This is a genomic window from Pseudomonas folii (assembly GCF_014357575.1).
In the GTDB taxonomy this organism is placed as follows: Bacteria; Pseudomonadota; Gammaproteobacteria; order Pseudomonadales; family Pseudomonadaceae; genus Aquipseudomonas; species Aquipseudomonas folii.
The window spans coordinates 13,093-32,375 of record NZ_JACONW010000062.1 but is presented as its reverse complement, the minus strand read 5'-3'; the positions used below and the strand labels follow the sequence as shown (position 1 = coordinate 32,375).

Genomic DNA, 19,283 nt, shown 5'->3' with positions numbered 1-19,283 from the left:
GTTCTAAGCAATCCCATAGCCCCGTGTAATCAATTCCAGACGTGCAATTCAGCCGGTGTCGGGTTGTAGCCGTTGCACGGGTTGTTCAATTGCGGGCAGTTGGAGATCAGCACGATCACGTCCATCTCTGCGCGCAGTTCCACGTACTTGCCGGGCGCGGAAATGCCGTCTTCGAAGGTCAGCCCGCCGTCAGCAGTCACCGGCACGTTCATGAAGAAGTTGATGTTCGGCCCGATGTCGCCTTTGCCTAAACGGCCGTCATGAACGCAGGCGCGCAGGTAGTTATCCCGGCAGCTGTGCATGTGGCGTTTTTCCAGGGCGTAACGCACGGTGTTGCTCTCTTGTGCGCAGGCACCACCGAGGGTGTCGTGGCGACCGCAGGTGTCATCGACGATAGTCAGCATCGGCTTGCCGAGGTTGGAATACAGCACGCTGCCCGTCGTCAGATAAACGCTGCCCTGACGGCGTAACGTACGTTGTACGTCATAACGCTCGCGAGGGTTGGCAAGGCTGAAGAACAGCGTATCGACCGCCTGATTTCCTTCCAGATCAAGGATGCGCAGGGTTTGCCCGGCCTTGAGTTCGGTCAGCGACGGCTCGCCTGCCGGGATATGTGTAGTAGTGGTCGGGATGTTGGAATGCAGACTCATGACAGAGCTCCTCAGGCGAACAGGCGGTCGGTGTTGATGAAACCGCGCTCGTTTTCCGGGCGGGACGTGCGGCAGTGCTCGGCGACGCTGGCGTCGGCTCTCATCCAGCTCAGCTGGAGTGGCTGCGGCGCGTATTCCGGGTTGGGGTCCATGGGGTGTTGCAGGGCCGTAAGGACCACCAGCGTGTCCATCGGCGCATACAGCTCGATGTAGTCACCCGCTTTGGAGTTGTTCGGTACGAAGTGCAGCTTGCCAGCGTCGTCAACGCTGACGCGGCTGAACAGGTTCAAGGTCATCAGCAGGTCGGACAACCCCAGTCCCCATTTGCCCAGCTCGACCAGCAGGTTGTCGACGCCGTTGCGGAAGAAGCCGTTGCGCAGTTCCTGATAGCGGCCCTGGCCGTATTTTTCCGCGACTTCGTCTGCACAGAGCACGCCGCCGATGCTGTCGCTCCAGCCGCAGGTGTCAGCCGTAATCGCAGTCAGTACACGGCCCATGTCCGAATACAGACAGTGACCGCTGGTAAGCTTGGCGGTGTGTTGGCATTTGAGGCTGTCGGGCAGGTTCAGGCGCTCGGTTTTTTCGTGGGCGTTGAGCATCGTCAGGCTGACGTTGGCGTTGCCGTTCAAGTCGGTGAGGCGCAGCAGTTCACCACGCTTGAGGATGAACGAACGATGGCCGCCACCGGGCAGCAGTTCTTCAGCAAATACCGGGAATAATGTGTGGGTTGTCATGAGTAGAATCCTTTAAGCCTGTTGCAGCGAATCAAGCGCGGCGCGTGCGGCGCGGCGGTCGCTGTTCAGAGGGATGTCGTAAGTGATGCGCGCGCCATAAGCGCCGGGGGCGTGTGGGTCGATGCGCACTTTGTCGAAGACCAACAGCCGAGTGCCGAGGTTGAAGCCTTCGGACAGGTCGTGAGTGACCATGAACACGGTCAGTTGGGTCTCGCGCCACAGCTCCAGCAACAAGGCGTGCATGTCTTTGCGAATGCCGGGGTCGAGGGCACCAAACGGCTCGTCGAGCAGCAATACTCTAGGTTTCATGATCAGCGCCTGAGCGATGGCCAGACGCTGTTGCATGCCGCCAGACAGCTGCGCGGGGTATTTATCCAGCGCGTGACCGAGGCCGACTTTTTGCAGCAGTTGTGCAGCCTGTTCCCGAGCTTCGCGCTTGGCGGTGCCAAACAACCGACCTAGCAGTGCCGAGCGCGGTAATTCGAGGCCCAACGCGACGTTGTCCAGAACGGAAAGATGCGGGAACACCGAGTAGCGCTGGAACACCACGCCGCGACTGGCATCCGGCTCGCTCGCCAGTGCCTTGCCGTCCAGGGTGATGCTGCCTTTACTGGCGACTTCCTGACCCAGCAACAGGCGCAGAAAGGTTGACTTGCCGCAGCCCGAAGCGCCCACCAGGGTGCAGAACTCACCTTCAGCGACGCTCAGGTTCAGGCCTTCGAGCACCACCAGATCGTCGTACTGCTGCCAGACGTTATTGACTGAAATGAAGCTCATCCGCGCGCCCCCTCATACCAGGGAAAAGCTTTACGGGTCAGCGCCTTGAGGCCCCAGTCCATCAACCAGGCCAGCAGGGTGATCCAGATCACGTAAGGCAGAATCACATCCATGGCCAGGTAACGCCGCACCAGGAAGATTCGATAGCCCAGGCCATCGGTGGAAGCGATGGCTTCGGCAGCGATCAGGAACAGCCACGCCGAGCCCAGCACCAGTCGCAGAGCAATCAGCAGACGTGGCAGCAATTGCGGCAGGATCACCCGCAGGATCAGCGTCCAGGTGGAGGCGCCCAGGGTTTGCGCCTTGATCAATAGTTCGACGGGGATTTCCCGGGCGCGCTGTTCAAGGTCTCGCGCCAGAATCGGCGTGATACCGATCACGATCAGCATCACTTTCGACAGCTCGCCCAACCCGAAGACAATGAACAGGATCGGCAGAATCGCCAGCGGCGGCACCATCGACAGCACCGTCAGCAGAGGCGATAACGGCGCGCCGAATAACGGCAGGATCCCCGAGGCAATGCCCAGACACAGGCCCAGCAACGCGCTGATACCCAAGCCGATCCCCAAACGTTGCAGACTGGAACCGGTGTCCTGCCACAGCAGATAGCCGCCGCTGCGTTGGTCCTCGGTGAAGGCCATGCGTTTTACCGCGTCGGCCATCTGTACCGCGCTGGGCAGCAGCTTGTCGTTGGGGTTTTCCGTCAGCCGTGTTGCCGAGCCCGTGAAATAGGCGAACAGCAGCAAGGCAAACGGCAGGAGTACCAGAATCAGACGGCTGGCGCGATCCGGGCGGCGATTTATCAAGCGCATGGCAATGACCTTTCAGCGGGACCCGGATTACAACTTGCCGTCGGCAGCCATCTGCACGTAAGTCGGATCGAAGTGCAGCTTCTGGTTGGCCTTGTCACCGGAGGTCACGCCATTGGCGAAGGTCATGCCCACTGCGCTGGAGTCTTTGGCACCCTCACCCAGCAGGCCATGTTCGAAGGAGAAGTTGGCGACTTTGCGCATGGTGTCCGGCAGTTGTTTGCTGGTCGCGAACTCAAGCGCTTCCTTGGGGGTTGCGAACAGTTTGGTTGTGTCCAGTTGCGCCTGGAACCCGGCCAGATCGGTACCCGATGCTTTGGCCATGTGCTCAAGAGCAGCTTTGCTTTGGGCGTTTTTCGCGTTCATCAGGGCGACCACTTCAAACCATGCGCCGGTCAGGGCCTTGCCCAGTGCCGGGTTATCTTTCAGGGTCTGGGTGTTGACCACCATCATGTCCATGATTTCGCCAGGGATCTGGCTGGAGTTGAACACTTCGGTGACGCCGGGCTTGGCCTTGATATCCGCCAGCATCGGGTTCCAGGTGGTGACAGCTTGCACGTCATCGGTGTTGAAAGCCGCAGAGATATCCGCGTCGGACGTGTTAACGACTTTCAGGTCCTTTTCTGCAAGATCGACGCTGTCCAGCGCGCGGGCCAACAGGTAGTGGGAAACGGAGAGCTCTACCAGATTGACGTCCATGCCTTTGAGGTCGGCGACTTTCTTGCCAGCGCCCTTGATCACGATGCCGTCGTTACCGTTGGAGAAGTCGCTGACCACCAGTGCGGTGCTTTCCACGCCGCCCGCGGCCGGGATGGTCAGTGCGTCCATGTTGGTCATGGTGCAGCCATCGAACTGGCCAGCGGTGTATTGGTTGATGGATTCGACGTAATCGTTGAGCTGAGTGACATCGATTTTGATGTCGTACTTTTTCGCCCATTTATCGACGATGCCTTGGGTGCCTGCGTATTCCCAGGGCATCCAGCCGGCATAAATCGTCCAGCAAACGTTGAATTCTTTTTTAACGGCGGCGTTCGCCGGGGAGAGGATCGATGCAGCGATGAGGCCTGCGGTGAGCAGACCTAATAGACGGGACTTTTGCATGTGTTTACCTCCAGTAGCGAAAGAAAGGCGATCAGGAGCAACGCGACACCACTGGTGTCCTGTCTCCCGGGCTTTTATCCCGCCGTGTAACCTCTACTGGAGGTCGCCAACTCTCGGACCAGCCACTCGCCAAAGGCGAGCCGGAACCCTAGTCAGCTATTGCAAATTGTGGTGCCGCGAACCTGAGTTGACTCCTGCACACGGTTTGGTAAGCGAGAGTTGTGCCAAGTCACGGGGAAGCCCGCACACCGTGGCTGACAGCGAAATTCCTGGTTCAACAGGCGCTTGTTTTTGCCGCGACATGGTGCGCAGGCGCACCGCGATGGAGCGGCAGTTCGTCAGGTGACAGGCGGATAAGGGCACTGGAGGGCCTTTTTAATGTCTTATTTTCGTCTGTTGCAGCTTGATAGACGCCGACCAGCGTCGCTGGTGTGTGCCCTACTGCGGTCCAGGAGGCCGCCATGTATCGACGAACCTTGCTCATCGTTTTGCTGGCCCTGAGTTTTGCAGGTTGCTACACCGACTCAGGCTACTATTCCTCCCGGGTGACGGAGTTGCCGACCACTTACGGAACCAGTGTTTACTCCTACGACAATGGCTACAGCTCCAATTACTATCAGGAGCAGCGCATTTATGTAGCGCCTCAGCCTCGCTACTATTCAGTGCCACAGGTGCGTTATTACTCACCTCCACCTGTGCGCTACTACGCACCGCCTCCGGTGCCACGTTATTACCAGCCAGGCCGTCCACCCGGCTACGGATGGGGGGACAACCGTTATCGCGGCAACCCCGGTTATCGCCATCCGCCGCGTAATGATTTTCGTGGCAGTCCAGGTCGGCCCGGCCCTTCGTGGGGGGATGGTCATGGAGATGGCAGAGGCCACGGCGGTCCCGGCAGGGGCGGTGGACGAGGTGACGGTCGAGGCGGTCGCGGTGGCGATGGTCGTGGCGGGCATCGGTAGGTGAATCAAAAACGGCGCTCCATTGGGGCGCCGTTTTTCTGTCTGATATGTACCTTCGGACTATCTGCTCATCACGTTTATCAACCTGCAGCTTTATAGTCACGCATGGTGACTAAGATATTCTCGAAGCGCTTTACGTGTCAGGTCATTAAGTGAAATTTTATCGCGGGTCGCGGCAACGCTGGCTGCCAAATGCAGGTCATGCCCGACCCTGACATTGAACGAGCCTTTGCAGGGCAATTCCGGGTCTTGCCCGAGAGTTGAGCAAGTATCCAGATAGTCATCTACCGCGTTACGAAAGGATTGAGATAGCTCCGCCACGGTTTCGCCTTCATAGTTCACCAGTGCGCGTATGAACTGAAGTTTTCCGAACAGGCAGTTATCTTCAGGGCTGGCTTCAATTGAACCGTAATAGCCCCGGTGCTGTAACAGCGTACTCATGAAATCAGACCTCCCGCTTTCAGATGCTCGATAACCTGTCGTTTAACGTATGCCTTTATCTCATTGCCTGGATGGGGGCGATGCAGGTTTATCATCGCTTGAGCATTGCCGTTATCAAATTTGACGCGGCTGCCATCACCCTCGATTTGCTTGTAGCCGAAACCTTTCAACAGCGCGACCAGTTCTGGCCAGCTAAATCCCGATTGCCTGTTCAGTAGCTTGGCGAGCAGCTTTTCTTGCTTGGACATCCAGCCTCCATTCCGTGCGACTGATTCTAGTCGCGCGCGGAAAAGAGGTCAAACGGAGCTTGGCCCGGTGATGTCGAGCAAAAAATTCAATATGCCGACAAATCCGCCAACGGATGTCGTCCTTCCCACGCCTTGCTGAAGTGCGCATCGATCACCGCCAGCGGAATCGTCGCGACGTCCTGCCAGTGCCAGTGGGGCGTGTTGTCCTTGTCGATCAGCCGCGCACGCACGCCCTCGCTGAACTCCGGATGGCGGCAACAATTGAGGCTGATGGCGTATTCCATTTGCAGAACTTCAGCCAGCGACATGTGGCGGGCGCGCTGGATTTGTTCCCAGACGAGGTGTGCAGTGAGCGGGCAGCCGTGGGTCAGGTTTTTTGCGGCGCGAGCTAATTGTGCATCGTCGCTGTGCTGTAAATGGCTGAGTGCAGTCCATGCGCAGGGCAGGTTGCCGACGTCGAGCAACTCGTCGATCTGCGCCCGGCGTGGCAGCCATTGCGCTTCAGGCAATTGGCTAAGGGCTTCATGTTGCAGGGCCTTGAGCAGGCTATTGAGCTGGACTGACGTTTGCTCCTGCCAGTTCAGTTGCTGCAGGCCTCCGATCAAATCCTCCTGTTGCTCATCCAGCATGAAGCGATCGGCCAGATCCAGATCGAGCGCGTCGTGAGCATTGATGTGAGCGCCGGTCAGACCGAGGAACAGGCCGAGCTTGCCGGGCAGACGCGACAGGAACCAACTGGCGCCGACGTCTGGAAACAGCCCGATGCTGATTTCCGGCATTGCGAGCCGACTGCTCGGCGTCACGATGCGGGTACTTGCTCCCTGTAACAGGCCCATGCCGCCGCCGAGCACATAGCCGTGGCCCCAGCAAATCAAGGGTTTTGGAAAAGTGTGCAGGCTGTAATCGAGCCGATACTCGGCCGCGAAGAAACTGGCGGCCAGCGGTGGGACTTCGCCTGGATGTTCACGACACTGATCCACCAGCGAGCGCACGTCGCCCCCGGCACAAAAGGCTTTCGCGCCATTGCCACGCAGCATCACACAGACGACTTTTTCGTCACTGGCCCAGCTATCAAGCTGATCCTGCAGGGCGAGGATCATGGGCAATGACAGCGCATTCAGTGATTGTTCGGCGTCCAGGGTGGCGATGCCGATGCGTGCGCCATCCTGAGCCGGAAATTCTTCAAATTGCAGATTCATCGTGACCTCTCGAGGGCAATGCGTGTATCCAACACAGGTGTGATAGTCCTGCATCGGGTTAAGTTGCATGAGGTTCAGTGTAGGAAAGGGCAGGGCGCGACGCGCTGATTGACATTGGCGGCCAGCTTTCCTAGTGTCCGCGCATTGATTTCAGGGTATGACCATGACAAGCGATGACCGTATCAAACTTGAACCCAGCTGGAAGCAGGCACTGCGTGAGGAATTCGAGAAGCCTTACATGGGCCAGTTGCGCGAGTTCCTGCGCCAGGAGCATGCAGCAGGCAAGGAAATCTACCCGCCGGGTCCGCTGATTTTCAACGCGCTGAATTCAACGCCGCTGGACAAGGTCAAGGTAGTGATTCTGGGGCAGGATCCTTACCACGGTCCGGGTCAGGCGCACGGACTGTGCTTCTCGGTTCAGCCAGGCGTGCCTGCTCCACCGTCGCTGGTCAACATCTATAAAGAGCTCAAGCGCGACCTGAACATTGATATGCCTCGCCACGGTCACCTGCAATCCTGGGCTGATCAAGGGGTGTTGATGCTCAATACCACGCTGACCGTGGAGCGCGCCAATGCAGCGTCCCACGCGGGTAAAGGCTGGCAGCATTTCACCGATAAAGTCATCGAAACGGTCAGTGCTCAGCAGCCGCATCTGGTGTTCATGCTGTGGGGCGCCCATGCCCAGAGCAAACAGAAACTGGTGGATGCCACCAAACATCTGGTACTGACCTCGGTTCACCCGTCACCGCTGTCGGCCTATAAAGGTTTCCTGGGTTGCGGGCACTTCAGCCGGGCGAACAAGTATCTTGAGCAAAACGGTATGGCGCCGATTGAGTGGCGATTGCCGCAGGATTGATGAGATCACATCTTTTGTACGAGCTGCCGAAGGCTGCGAAGGCGATGTGACATGGAAATCGTTTCGCAGCCTTCGGCAGCTCCTACAGAAAACGCTAATCTCCGGGTCGTTTGTTCCAATACCGAAAAATCGGCTCGGCCAAAAACAGTACAAACAACAATCTCATCACCTGCATCGCAGTCACCAAAGGTACTGATAGCTGCAGGACTTCGGCTGTCAGGCTCATCTCTGCAATGCCACCAGGCATCATTCCCAGGGTCAAAGAGCGCAAATCGAGATGAGTCGCGGTGCTCAGGGCGAAAGCGGCGAGGGCGGCGATAAGCATGGTCAGGGCGGTGCCGAGCAGTGTCCTGGCTATAAAAGACGGTGCGCGGCGAAAGAACTGACGATTGAAGTGGCAACCCAGCCCGCTGCCGATCAACCACTGACCGATCTGGCTGCTGCCGTCTGGCAGACCAATGTGCAGGTCGAAGCTGACACTGATGGCTGCACTGACCAGTAACGGGCCGAATAACCAGGGGTTCGGCTGCTTCAGCCGTTGCCAGAGCCAGGCCACTGCGGCACCCAGCGGGAACAATACTGCCAGCCATAGCCAGTTGACGCTTCCGGCATGGACAATCGGCGTGCCTTCGCCCATCAGGTATTTGAAAATTGCCGGAATGCAAAGCACCACCATCAGTACCCGCAGGCTTTGCCCGGCGGCGACGCTACTGAGAATGGCGCCATTGCGCGAACCGAGGTTGACCATTTCCCCCGAGCCACCGGGCATGCTGGAGAAGTACGCCGTTGCGCGGTCTTCTCCGGTACGAAGCATGAGCCACACGCCGACGACACTGGAAAGACTGGTGATCAGTGCAGCGAGAAAAATCAGCCCGAAATGTGCCATCACTTGCTCGATCACGACCGGGGTGAAGTGCAAGCCAATGCCGATGCCGACAATCCATTGGCCGCATTTGCGGCCGCCGGGAATTTCGGCCAGTTGCCAGGGTGTCAGGCAACGAACGAGGATGATCGCCAACAGCGAGCCGACCATCCAGGGAAGAGGCCAGCCGACCTGGCTGGCGAGGTAGCCGCCAGCCAGACCGACCAGCGGTGTTGCCCACCAGCTTTTGAACGGTCGTTCAGACACTGGTCGCTGCACGGCGTTGGGCAGAGCGTTTGCGCCAGATACGGACGACCGGGAACAGCAACATGAAGATGGTCAGCGCCCAGACGCCCATGGTGATCGGGCTGGACCAGAGAATCTCCATCGCACCGTTGGAAATCGACAACGCGCGACGCAGGTTCTGCTCCATCAAACCGCCCAGAATGAAGCCCAGCAGGATTGGCGACAGCGGGAAATCCAGCTTGCGCAGGATGTAACCGAAGATGCCGATGCCGACCATCAGGAACAGATCGAAGGTGGTGGCGTGTACGGCATAGACGCCGATCCCGGTGATGATTGCGATCACGGGCACCAGTGCCCAGTTCGGCACATTGAGGATGCGGGTGAAGATGCGGATCATCGGAATGTTAAGGATCACCAGCATGACGTTGGCGATGAACAACGAAGCGATCAGGCCCCAGACGATATCCGGCTGCTGTTGGAACAGCATCGGCCCCGGTGTGATGTTGTACAGCGACAAGGCGCCGATCATCACCGCTGTGGTGCCGGAACCTGGAACGCCGAGTGTCAGCATGGGCACCAGAGCGCCGCACGCCGAAGCACCGATTGCGGTTTCAGGCGCAGCCAGACCGCGCATATCGCCCTGGCCGAACTTGCCACTGGCACCGGCAATACGTTTCTCTGTCATGTACGCCACGGCGCTGGCCAGTGTCGCACCGGCGCCCGGCAGTACGCCCATGATGAAGCCCAGCAAACCGCAGCGGATGTTAACCACGAACACCGCGCCCGCTTCCTTGAGGTTGAACAACATGCGCCCGGTGGCTTGCACCGCTTCCTGACCACGATGGGTTTTTTCCAGCAGCAAGAGGATTTCGCTGATGGAAAACAGACCCAGTACCAACACCACGAACTGGATACCGTCAGTCAGGTGGATGTTGTCACCGGTGAATCGGTACACGCCGCTGTTGGCATCGATCCCGACGGCCGACAGGAACAGACCAATCAGGGCTGCAATAAAGGTTTTGACGGGCCGATCACCTGCCATACCGCCAAGGCAGACGATGGCAAATACCATCAGCACGAAATATTCCGCAGGTCCGAAGGCAATCGCCCATTTCGCCAGTATCGGAGCGAACAGCACCATGCCGCAGGTGGCGATAAAGGCACCAATGAACGAACTCCATGCCGACAGCGACAGGGCAACGCCTGCCAGGCCCTGACGTGCCATTGGGTAGCCGTCGAGCGTGGTCATGACGGTCGATGCTTCGCCTGGAATGTTCAGCAGGATCGAGCTGATCCGGCCGCCGTATTCACAGCCCAGATACACCGCTGCCAACAGGATCAGCGCCGATTCCGGCGGCAGGCCCAGAGCAAAGGCAATCGGGATCAATAGCGCGACGCCGTTGATAGGCCCCAGGCCCGGCAGCAGCCCGACCACGGTACCGATCAGCGTCCCGCACAGTGCGGTAATGAGATTGTATGGAGTCAGTGCAACGCCGAAGCCCTGGCCCAGATAGCTGAAAGTATCCATTTATTAGTTCTCCAGAACGTTGAGCAGGCCCAGAGGCAACGGAACGTCCATGGCTTTATCGAACAGCAGGTAAAGGCCGACGCTCATCAGAATCACCACGATCACGCTGGGCACCCAGTGGCCGCCATACAGGCGTGCCATGGGAATGCCGATCAGGATGCTGCTGAGGATGAAGCCCAATGGCTCGAAGGTGCCGGCAAAAATCAGCAGCAAGACCACGCACGCGACGATCTTGACGATGGTTTCGCGATCCAGTGCAGGCTCTTCTTCGGTGTGCACGATGGGGGCCGGGCGGAACAGCATGTAGATCAAGGCCAGGCTCATCAACCCGAGCATCAGCAGAGGAAAAGCCCGGGGGCCAACCGGCTCGTAGGAGAACGGCGCCTGATAGGGCCAGGCCATGACTGCCAGACCGGCACAGACCAGTAGCAGTACGGCGGCAAAAATACGTTGGATCACCATGGTGAAAACTCCCGGGTTGCGCTGCCGCGCAGGCAGCTGCAACCGCTAGTCAGTCAGTTGATCACTGAATCAGGCCGAATTCCTTGGCCAGGGTCTTGTAGTCAGCAACCTGCTTCTTCACATAGGTGTCCAGCTCTGCACCGGTCATGGCGAACGGGAACAGTTCACGCTGGTCACGCAGCTTGGCGAACTCCTCCGAAGCCAGCAGTTTGTCGAACGCGGCTTTCCACCAGTCGTACTCTGCATCGGTGACTTTTGGCCCCAGGTAGAAACCACGAACAACGGGCCAGACGATGTCGTAGCCTTGCTCTTTGGCGGTCGGAATGTTCTTCATTTCGGGCTCGTCCAGACGCTTCTCGGAGAACACGGCCAGCAGGCGCATGTCACCACTGAGGATGTGCGGCATGGAGTCGGAAATGTCGGTACTGCCCACCTGAATGTGGCCGCCGAGCAGTGCGGTGGCGATTTCACCGCCGCCTTCGAGGGCGACATATCGCAAGTCACGCGGGTTGATACCGGCCGCCTTGGCGATCAGGGCGGTTTGCATCCAGTCCTGGCTGCCGACGGTGCCACCGGAGCCGATCACGACTTTGCTTGGATCGGCCTTGAGCGCCTTGACCAGATCGTCGAGGGTTTTGTAAGGCGAATCGCTCTTCACGGCGATGGCACCGTAGCTGGTTCCCACTGCGGCCAGCCAGCGCACAGCCCCTTCATCAAAACGTCCGAACTTGCCTTGCGCCAGGTTCAGCAACGAACCGCTTGACCAGGCTACCAGCGTACCCGCGTCAGCGGGGCGCTGGGCAACGACCGCGTTGTAAGCCACAGCGCCAACCCCACCGGGCATGTAGGTTACGCGCATCGGTTTGGTAAGGATTTTCTCGTTGATCAGTGCGCTCTGTACCAGCTTGCAGGTCAGGTCGAATCCGCCACCCGGCGAGGCCGGGGCGATACATTCAGGGCGCTTGGGTTCGTCGGCCGCGAACAGTTGCGTGGCGAGCATCATGCAGCCAGCAGCCAGCGCGAAACGACGCAAGGATAAAGTCATGGTCAGTCTCCAGATTTTTGTTTTTGGATGTACAACGGTGTTCGATTCGGTTTTACAGGCGGCCACAACAGGGCGAGCCAGTAAGCGGCGTCATCGCAGTGAATGAATATCGAAAGGCAACGAGAATGCGCCCGCAATGGAATGCGTGCAGCGGCCGGTCAAGGCGAAAGCGTCGGGATGGGAATTACAGGCGGGCGGGATAGCCCTGGACATTGGCTGTGTCATGGTCGACTCCATTCTTGTTCTTATTGTGAAAGCACATCATGGTGCTTTTCTTTAACGGCCGCTGAAACGGCACGTCTTGTCGCAAACAGCCCGATGTTAATCAGCGAAACTTTCATAAACCTTTCAGCTACCTTTCAATGACCATTTAAATTGCGTTTAGAGTGGTTTCAGTGCTTCACAGCCCGTGGCGCGCCTGTAAACTCCGGGCTCCACAAAAGCCACGCACTCAGGAGAAGTCGATGCGTGTTCTTCTCGTCGAAGATCATCTGCAATTAGCCGAAAGCGTTGCCCAGGCTCTCAAAGGGGCCGGGTTGACCGTCGATGTATTGCACGATGGTGTGGCGGCTGATCTGGCGTTGAGCAGCGAGGAATATGCTGTGGTGATTCTCGATGTCGGCCTGCCGCGCATGGATGGCTTTGAAGTACTGGCGCGGCTGCGCGGGAGGGGCAAGAACCTGCCCGTCCTGATGCTGACTGCGCGCAGTGAAGTGAAGGACCGCGTACATGGCCTCAATCTCGGGGCCGACGATTATCTGGCCAAACCGTTTGAGCTTTCCGAGCTGGAAGCCCGGGTCAAAGCCTTGTTGCGCCGCAGCGTGTTGGGTGGAGAACGGCAACAGCGTTGCGGGGTGCTGGCCTACGATCTGGATACACGCCGATTCACCTTGGGTGATGAATTGCTGACCCTTACGTCTCGGGAGCAGGCAGTGCTTGAAGCGCTGATTGCCCGGCCGGGACGGGTGATGAGCAAGGAGCAGGTGGCTTCTCAGGTGTTTGGCCTGGATGAAGAAGCCAGCGCAGACGCTATCGAAATCTACGTGCATCGGCTGCGTAAAAAGCTCGACGGCCATCCGGTGGCGATCGTGACTTTCCGGGGCCTTGGCTATCTGCTGGAAAGCCGCGATGAGCAGCCATAACAGTCTGCGTTGGCGGCTACTGTGGAATCTGGGCGTATTGCTCACCGTGCTGATGCTGGCCAGCGGACTCAGCGCTTACTGGAACGGTCGGGAAGCCGCTGACATTGCCTATGACCGAACCTTGCTGGCTTCGGCGCGAACCATTGCGGCCGGGGTTTCACAGCGTGATGGGACGCTGAGTGCCGATGTGCCCTACATCGCTCTGGATACCTTCGCCTATGACAGCGCGGGTCGCATCTATTACCAGGTCAATGACATCAACCGTAAGCTGATTTCTGGTTACGAAAATCTGCCGCCTCCACCTCCCGGTACGTTGCGCACCGATGATTACCCGGCGTTGGCGAGCTTCTACACTGCTCGCTATCAGGGACAATCAGTGCGAGTGGTCAGTCTGCTCAAGCCGGTCAGCGAGCCAAACATGAACGGCATGGCCGAGATTCGCGTTGCCGAGACTGAAGAAGCTCGTGTCAGCATGGCGCGCAGCTTGATGGCCGACACGTTGTTGCGCCTGGGTATGTTGGGTGCCGGTGCGTTGTTGCTTGTTTGGTTCACGGTCAGCGCTGCCCTGCGGCCGCTGGAACGCTTGCGCAGCGAAGTCGAATCACGTCAGCCCGATGATTTGCGCGCCTTGCCTTTGGTCGAGGTTCAGCACGAGCTGCATCCATTGGTTAACGCACTCAACCATTTTACCGAGCGTCTGCGTCAGCAGTTCGAGCGACAGGCGCAATTTATCGCTGATGCCGCCCATGAGCTGCGCACACCTTTAGCAGCACTCAAAGCGCGGGTCGAGTTGGGTCTGCGTGACCCCGAGCCTGCGCATTGGCGTACCACGCTTGAAGCCGCGGCCCAGGGCACTGACCGCCTGACTCATCTGGCCAATCAGTTGTTGTCACTGGCACGCATCGAGAATGGTGCGCGTGCGATTGCCGAGGGTGGGGCGCAAACCCTGGACCTTAGCCAGTTGGCGCGCGAACTGGGCATGGCGATGGCACCGCTGGCCCATGCTCATGGTGTTTCCCTCGCCCTTGAGGCGGATGAGCCGGTCTGGTTGCGGGGCGAGCCGACGCTGCTTAACGAGTTGTTGAGCAATCTTATCGATAATGCGCTGGCGCACACGCCTTCGGGCGGCAACGTGATCCTGCGGGTCAGCGCGCCGGGGGTACTTGAGGTCGAGGATGATGGTCCCGGCATTCCCGAAGCTGAGCGCAGCCGCGTCTTCGAGCGCTTCTACCGCAGCCGTCAGCAGGGAAAGGGATCAGGTCTGGGGTTGGCGATTGTCGGCGAGATATGCCGCGCGCATCTGGCGCAGATCAGCCTTCATGACGGCGCTGCAGGTGGGCTTAAAGTGCGGGTGAGTTTTATAGCGGCGCAGTAGGTGCGACTTACTTTCAGTAGCCTGCAACTGAAGCACCGCGCGGCTGCTTCCCTAAAAATCTAAAATTTTGAATTGGGGGCATTCTCTGTAGGAGTTGCCCCGGTGTTGATGGCACCGCGCTGTCTCGCGGCAAACATAGGGCCTGTAGGAGCTGCCGAAGGCTGCGATCGCGGTGTATCAGGACAAATGCTTCGCAGCCTTCGGCAGCTCTACAGAGAATGCATTTCAATCCAGTGGCTTGCATGGTGTTTGATGAGAGCGCACGGAGGTTACGACGCCCGCGATAGCAGTGTGTCAGGCAGACCGCTATCGCTGCCTCGCGTTGCTCGTGAGCTCCTACAAAGCCTGTGCTTGTTCCGGTATCGCGTTCCTAGTAAAGCATCATCTTCGCTTCATCCATTTCGGCACCCAAAGTTCCGCCGCTCGTGTCCAGCCCCAGCTGATGAAACGCCGGAAGGCTGCTCAGCTCGATCTGACTATAAGGATGGCTCGTGCCCTGATAGATGTGGACGGTGGCGATTTGCACCAGATCGATGTAATCCGCTGATTGCGATACTCGGGTGAAGTCCTGGAAGCTTCCGGGAACGGAGGCCAGCATGTCGGGGAAATCCCACGAACGCAGCAGCCGCTCGCCGATAACCGGGTGGATGGCCTCGATAACATGGTTGAGGCTGACCGGGTCAGCCAGCAGTTCGAAGTGATCTTCAGCGTAAGTCAGGATCGGTAGTACGCCGATCAGATGGATCAACCCGGCGAGCGTTGCCTTGTCTGGCTTGAGTGAAGGTCGACGATAGCTCAGCGCATAGCTGATGCCTGCTACTTGCAGGCTCTGCTTCCAGATTTCGCGCAACTTGCGTTCAACCACTTCGGACTTGGCGTGGAACATTTGTTCTACCACCAGCCCAATGGCCAGGTTACAGGTGTAGTTGACACCAAGCCGGGTAATCGCCGTATTGACGTCACTGACTTCAAAGTTCGGGCGCAACAGAGGGCTGTTCACCACTTTGATCAGGCGTGCTGAAAGTGCGGTATCGCTACCAATCACCCGGCTCAGCTCGGCAACGCTGATTTCGGTATTTTCGGCAGCCAGGCGAATCTTTAATGCTACTTCCGGAAGGGTAGGCAAGAACAAGGCGTCTCTATCGATCGCCTTGATCAAGTTCCTTTGCACCTCTTCAGCCATCTCGCTCATGTCGCATCTCGTAGACGTTTGGGTAGTCCCGTGCCTCTTCTTGCCAGGGGCGCGAAGAGGCGGAACAGGTATGCAGACATTTCCAGCGTGAAGGTGTTCGCCTGGGTCAGCGCTGTGTTTCGAGTTTACTGTCCAGCGTGTACGGCAACTCATCCAGCTGCAGAGCAGGCCCTTCCGGTGAGCCGAGTAGAATCTGGGCGTTTTCGACCGCATCGGCCTGAAGCACAGCCAGCAGTTCTAGCCCGTTTTCAGCCCGTGCCGCGAGGACAACGTTGCCGACGGCGCTGGCATGCACCGGCGAAAACAGCGCCGTGCCGGGCTCTGGAAGTTCCTGGTCAGCCAGCGTCAAACGATAAAGGCGGCGTTTGAGCTTGCCGAGATACTGCATGCGCGCAACGATTTCCTGGCCGGTGTAGCAGCCTTTTTTGAAGCTCACACCGCCAACCGCCTGCAGGTTGAGCATTTGCGGGATGAACTCTTCGCGCGTGGCACCGAACACCTGACCGATACCGGCACGGATCTGACCCAGCTGCCAATCGTTCAGCGTGCCTTCGCCCAGTTGGGCCGCCAGACGTGATTGAACGTCGCTGGCGTGATCGGCGCGAGCCCACAATTCGGCTCTGGCGGGGGAGACCCGAATGGCAATCATGTCGTTGGCGCGGACCACCGAATCGGTGTCCTGGGGGAGGTCAAGGCCAAGATTGACCAGCGCGCCGTCGCCGTTATTCAGGCCGAATCGCACCCAGGAGGCACTTTCATCGGTCAACTTCGATTTAGAGAATACGGCGTATTTTTTCAGATCAGCCAGTTGGGGCTCGATCAGTTCGCTGGCCATCGCCAGCAGGCAGCCGTCGCCTTCAAGCAGGATGCGAAAGCTTGATTGCATGCGGCCCTTTTGCGTGCAGCGCGCACCCAGAGTGGCTTTGGCGTCACTCAGGTAATTGAGGTTGCAGGTCAATTGGCCCTGCAGGAATTTGCTGGCATCGACGCCGCGGACGGCGAGAACACCTTCATGGGAAAGCGGGCAGTAGAAAGCTGTATCGGCCATGAGTCATCGCAACGGGAAAAAAGTCTGGGGCACATGATAGTGCCGAGTCCGGATAATAGGTACATGAAAACTACTGCGACTATTGCGAGGTTCGCTCATGCGGCCTGCGGTTGTATACTCGCCGCCTATTTTGAGGAGCGCTCCATGGTCGAAGACGTCGAACTCAACCGCCTTTACTGGCACAGCCGCCGTGGCATGCTTGAACTGGATGTGCTGCTGGTACCGTTTGTCCGGGAAGTTTACCCGACGCTCAATGATGTCGACCGCGATCTGTATCGCCGCCTGTTGACCTGTGAAGATCAGGACATGTTTGGCTGGTTCATGCAGCGTGCCGAATCCGAAGATGCAGAGCTGCAGCGCATGGTTCGCATGATTCTGGATCGTGTCCAGCCAAAGTGACCGTTTTGAATGCCACTGGCATGCCTCACGGGCACTGCTGGTGGCGTATGGGGTTGCGCAACTTCTGGCGCTGATCTCGCTTTATATGCTCGCAGTCCCAGGTTGGGCGTTGGTTCTCGGCCTTATTTTGTGTGTAGCGCAAGGCATCTGCGTGTTACCCGGCTCAATTCTGCTGAGTCGTTCCACTGCCTTTACCGGGCTGCGGCGCAATGCCGAAGGCTGGCAGTTGTGGAGTCAGCGCCACGGCTGGCAGCCCGTGCAGTTGTGTCGCGACAGCATGGCGCTGCCTCTGATGGTCGTGCTGCGCTTTCGCCTTGCGGGTGAAAGTCGCAGCAGATGGCGTATGACGCGCGGTCTGTGTATCCCTCGCGACGCCATGGAGCCGGATGTTCACCGGCGTCTGCGACTACGACTGAAGTTCAGCCGACGTAGGTGGGCGGCACCAGAATAGTGTCGAGCGCTTCAGGCAGCATGTCCGGATAGTCCAGCGTGTAGTGCAGGCCGCGAGACTCTTTGCGCTCCATGGCTGACCTGATCATCAGTTCCGCTACCTGAGCAAGGTTCCTCAGTTCAATCAGGTCTCTGCTGACTTTGTAGTTGCTGTAGAACTCATCGATTTCATCAAGCAGCAGGCGCACCCGGTGTTGGGCGCGCTGCAAACGTTTATTGGTCCGCACGATCCCCACGTAGTCCCACATGAAGCGACGCAGCTCGTCCCAGTTGTGGGCGATGATGACGTCTTCATCGGAGTCGGTCACCTGACTGGCATCCCACATCGGCAAAGGCGTGACTTCCGGGATCTGCGGCAATTGTTCAAGAATGTCTGCTGCCGCCGAGCGGGCATAGACGAAGCACTCAAGCAGCGAGTTGCTTGCCATGCGGTTGGCACCGTGCAGACCAGTGCAACTGGTTTCGCCAATGGCATACAGATTGGGCACGTCGGTGCGCCCGCGAGAGTCCACTACCACGCCGCCACAGGTGTAATGCGCCGCGGGTACCACAGGAATCGGCTGGCGGGTGATGTCGATGGCGAACTCCTGGCAGCGCTCATAGACCGTCGGGAAATGGCTCTTGATGAAGGCCTCAGGCTTATGGCTGATGTCCAGGTAGACGCAATCAATGCCCAGACGCTTCATTTCGTGGTCGATGGCGCGGGCAACGATGTCTCGAGGGGCCAATTCGGCACGGGGGTCGAAGCGCTGCATGAAGCGTTCGCCGTTGGGAAGTTTGAGGTAGGCGCCTTCACCGCGAAGGGCTTCAGTCACCAGGAAGCTTTTGGCCTGTGGGTGATAGAGGCAAGTGGGGTGAAACTGGTTGAATTCCAGATTGGCTACCCGGCAACCTGATCGCCAGGCCATGGCGATGCCATCCCCGCAAGCGCCGTCAGGGTTGCTGGTATAGAGATAGACCTTGGCTGCACCACCAGATGCCAGAACAGTGAAACGTGCGCCATAAGTGTCGACTTCGCCGCTGCTGCGATTAAGTACGTAAGCGCCCAAGCAGCGTTGTCCGTCCAGGCCAAGACGGCGTTCGGTGATCAAGTCGATGGCGACCTTTTGCTCCAGCAACTCGATATTTGGCCGTGATCTGGCCTGTTCCAGCAGCGTCGTGAAAATTGCTGCGCCGGTAGCATCCGCCGCGTGAATGATGCGCCGATGACTGTGACCGCCTTCGCGGGTCAGATGGAATTCAAAACCGCTGTCTTCGGGGCTTGAATGATCTTCGCGGGTGAAGGGTACGCCTTGATCGATGAGCCATTGAATCGCTTCGCGACTGTGTTCGACGGTAAAACGCACGGCGTCCTCATTGCACAGTCCGCCGCCTGCATCGAGCGTGTCTTCCACATGGGATTGCACCGTGTCGCTTTGATCGAGAACCGCCGCGACGCCACCCTGAGCCCAGAATGTAGAGCCATTGGCCAGCTCACCTTTGCTCAGAACCGCAATGCTTAGATGAGCGGGCAATGTCAGTGCGAGGCTCAAGCCTGCTGCGCCGCTGCCGATCACTAGTACGTCGTGTTGAAAATGTTGGCTCATCTATGAACTCCGCACGCTGCGGCCACTAGTATAAGTAAGGGTGTAGCGGCACAATAGCCGCGCCTTTATGGCAATGTGGAACTATGAAGGGCTCAGATTGTGATGCAGTCCGTGTCTGAATGCATAACGTTAGCGTCAGTTGGGTCGTAGATTGCGCAATACTGCGGCTAT

General features: G+C 58.4%; 21 protein-coding genes and 1 riboswitch. Of the genes, 6 read left to right on the top strand and 15 right to left on the bottom strand.

Translation table 11 applies throughout. The features are described 5' to 3' along the window. Positions 1-29: 29 nt before the first annotated feature. The 5 genes from H8S59_RS14440 to H8S59_RS14420 are packed head-to-tail and all read right to left on the bottom strand — an operon-like array spanning position 30 to position 4,071. The gene (locus tag H8S59_RS14440; protein WP_087264711.1) at positions 30-650 is read right to left on the bottom strand and encodes an urea amidolyase associated protein UAAP2; all 621 of its coding nucleotides are present in this window, start codon (positions 648-650) and stop codon (positions 30-32) included. Between the two features lie 11 nt (positions 651-661). Continuing rightward, entirely contained in the window at positions 662-1,384 is a 723-nt protein-coding gene (locus tag H8S59_RS14435; protein WP_187521850.1) for an urea amidolyase associated protein UAAP1, read from the bottom strand. Positions 1,385-1,396: 12 nt separating this feature from the next. Then, positions 1,397-2,161 (bottom strand): ABC transporter ATP-binding protein, encoded by a 765-nt coding sequence (locus tag H8S59_RS14430; protein WP_187521849.1) that lies wholly within the window; start codon positions 2,159-2,161, stop codon positions 1,397-1,399. Next, complete coding sequence (locus H8S59_RS14425) at positions 2,158-2,973, bottom strand: ABC transporter permease (protein ID WP_095094124.1); 816 nt, start codon at positions 2,971-2,973, stop codon at positions 2,158-2,160. The genes H8S59_RS14430 and H8S59_RS14425 overlap by 4 nt, the downstream gene beginning before the upstream one ends. Before the next feature lie 27 nt (positions 2,974-3,000). Beyond that, on the bottom strand, positions 3,001-4,071 hold the full coding sequence (locus tag H8S59_RS14420) for a putative urea ABC transporter substrate-binding protein (RefSeq protein WP_187521848.1): 1,071 nt from the start codon (positions 4,069-4,071) through the stop codon (positions 3,001-3,003). A 61-nt stretch (positions 4,072-4,132) separates the two neighbouring features. After that, positions 4,133-4,234, bottom strand: a riboswitch (guanidine-I (ykkC/yxkD leader). Positions 4,235-4,532: 298 nt separating this feature from the next. On the opposite strand from H8S59_RS14420, the gene H8S59_RS14415 reads away from it, so the two are divergent. After that, the gene (locus H8S59_RS14415) at positions 4,533-5,033 is read left to right on the top strand and encodes a hypothetical protein (protein WP_246475304.1); all 501 of its coding nucleotides are present in this window, start codon (positions 4,533-4,535) and stop codon (positions 5,031-5,033) included. 99 nt (positions 5,034-5,132) lie between these two features. On the opposite strand, the gene H8S59_RS14410 is transcribed toward H8S59_RS14415, so the two are convergent. The 3 genes from H8S59_RS14410 to H8S59_RS14400 form a co-directional block, all read right to left on the bottom strand. After that, complete coding sequence (locus tag H8S59_RS14410; RefSeq protein WP_122398368.1) at positions 5,133-5,474, bottom strand: type II toxin-antitoxin system HicB family antitoxin; 342 nt, start codon at positions 5,472-5,474, stop codon at positions 5,133-5,135. Beyond that, complete coding sequence (locus H8S59_RS14405; RefSeq protein ID WP_099268543.1) at positions 5,471-5,722, bottom strand: type II toxin-antitoxin system HicA family toxin; 252 nt, start codon at positions 5,720-5,722, stop codon at positions 5,471-5,473. Before H8S59_RS14405 ends, H8S59_RS14410 begins: the two co-directional genes overlap by 4 nt. A gap of 86 nt (positions 5,723-5,808) precedes the next feature. Then, positions 5,809-6,921 (bottom strand): enoyl-CoA hydratase/isomerase family protein, encoded by a 1,113-nt coding sequence (locus H8S59_RS14400; protein ID WP_187521847.1) that lies wholly within the window; start codon positions 6,919-6,921, stop codon positions 5,809-5,811. A 163-nt stretch (positions 6,922-7,084) separates the two neighbouring features. Between H8S59_RS14400 and ung the strand changes: the two genes are divergently transcribed. Continuing rightward, the gene (ung, locus tag H8S59_RS14395) at positions 7,085-7,777 is read left to right on the top strand and encodes a uracil-DNA glycosylase (protein WP_095094448.1); all 693 of its coding nucleotides are present in this window, start codon (positions 7,085-7,087) and stop codon (positions 7,775-7,777) included. 94 nt (positions 7,778-7,871) lie between these two features. Here the strand turns inward: ung and H8S59_RS14390 are convergent, their stop codons facing one another. The 4 genes from H8S59_RS14390 to H8S59_RS14375 form a co-directional block, all read right to left on the bottom strand. Next, entirely contained in the window at positions 7,872-8,906 is a 1,035-nt protein-coding gene (locus tag H8S59_RS14390; protein ID WP_187521846.1) for an AbrB family transcriptional regulator, read from the bottom strand. Beyond that, a complete protein-coding gene (locus H8S59_RS14385) occupies positions 8,899-10,413 on the bottom strand; it encodes a tripartite tricarboxylate transporter permease (RefSeq protein WP_187521845.1) in 1,515 nt (504 codons plus the stop codon). The genes H8S59_RS14390 and H8S59_RS14385 overlap by 8 nt, the downstream gene beginning before the upstream one ends. A gap of 3 nt (positions 10,414-10,416) precedes the next feature. Next, positions 10,417-10,875, bottom strand: a complete 459-nt coding sequence (locus tag H8S59_RS14380; RefSeq protein WP_187521844.1) for a tripartite tricarboxylate transporter TctB family protein — start codon at positions 10,873-10,875, stop codon at positions 10,417-10,419. Between the two features lie 61 nt (positions 10,876-10,936). Beyond that, complete coding sequence (locus H8S59_RS14375; protein WP_164581656.1) at positions 10,937-11,926, bottom strand: Bug family tripartite tricarboxylate transporter substrate binding protein; 990 nt, start codon at positions 11,924-11,926, stop codon at positions 10,937-10,939. Positions 11,927-12,384: 458 nt separating this feature from the next. Between H8S59_RS14375 and H8S59_RS14370 the strand changes: the two genes are divergently transcribed. Both H8S59_RS14370 and H8S59_RS14365 read left to right on the top strand, forming a co-directional pair. Beyond that, positions 12,385-13,062, top strand: coding sequence for a response regulator (locus tag H8S59_RS14370; RefSeq protein ID WP_187521843.1), 678 nt, complete (start codon positions 12,385-12,387; stop codon positions 13,060-13,062). Then, positions 13,049-14,437, top strand: a complete 1,389-nt coding sequence (locus H8S59_RS14365) for a sensor histidine kinase (RefSeq protein ID WP_095094132.1) — start codon at positions 13,049-13,051, stop codon at positions 14,435-14,437. Before H8S59_RS14370 ends, H8S59_RS14365 begins: the two co-directional genes overlap by 14 nt. A 370-nt stretch (positions 14,438-14,807) precedes the next feature. Here the strand turns inward: H8S59_RS14365 and H8S59_RS14360 are convergent, their stop codons facing one another. Continuing rightward, on the bottom strand, positions 14,808-15,629 hold the full coding sequence (locus H8S59_RS14360; protein WP_187521842.1) for an HDOD domain-containing protein: 822 nt from the start codon (positions 15,627-15,629) through the stop codon (positions 14,808-14,810). 106 nt (positions 15,630-15,735) lie between these two features. Further along, positions 15,736-16,677 (bottom strand): CAF17-like 4Fe-4S cluster assembly/insertion protein YgfZ, encoded by a 942-nt coding sequence (gene ygfZ / locus H8S59_RS14355; protein ID WP_187521841.1) that lies wholly within the window; start codon positions 16,675-16,677, stop codon positions 15,736-15,738. A gap of 144 nt (positions 16,678-16,821) precedes the next feature. On the opposite strand from ygfZ, the gene H8S59_RS14350 reads away from it, so the two are divergent. Both H8S59_RS14350 and H8S59_RS14345 read left to right on the top strand, forming a co-directional pair. Beyond that, positions 16,822-17,076 carry an FAD assembly factor SdhE gene (locus H8S59_RS14350; protein ID WP_095094135.1) on the top strand — a complete coding sequence of 85 codons (255 nt, stop codon included), beginning with the start codon at positions 16,822-16,824 and terminating at the stop codon, positions 17,074-17,076. Then, complete coding sequence (locus tag H8S59_RS14345; RefSeq protein WP_187521840.1) at positions 17,060-17,527, top strand: protein YgfX; 468 nt, start codon at positions 17,060-17,062, stop codon at positions 17,525-17,527. The genes H8S59_RS14350 and H8S59_RS14345 overlap by 17 nt, the downstream gene beginning before the upstream one ends. Here H8S59_RS14345 and nadB read toward each other — a convergent pair. Beyond that, positions 17,496-19,112: an L-aspartate oxidase gene (nadB, locus tag H8S59_RS14340; protein WP_187521839.1), complete on the bottom strand. Its 1,617-nt coding sequence runs from the start codon at positions 19,110-19,112 to the stop codon at positions 17,496-17,498. The genes H8S59_RS14345 and nadB overlap by 32 nt on opposite strands. Positions 19,113-19,283 lie beyond the last annotated feature (171 nt).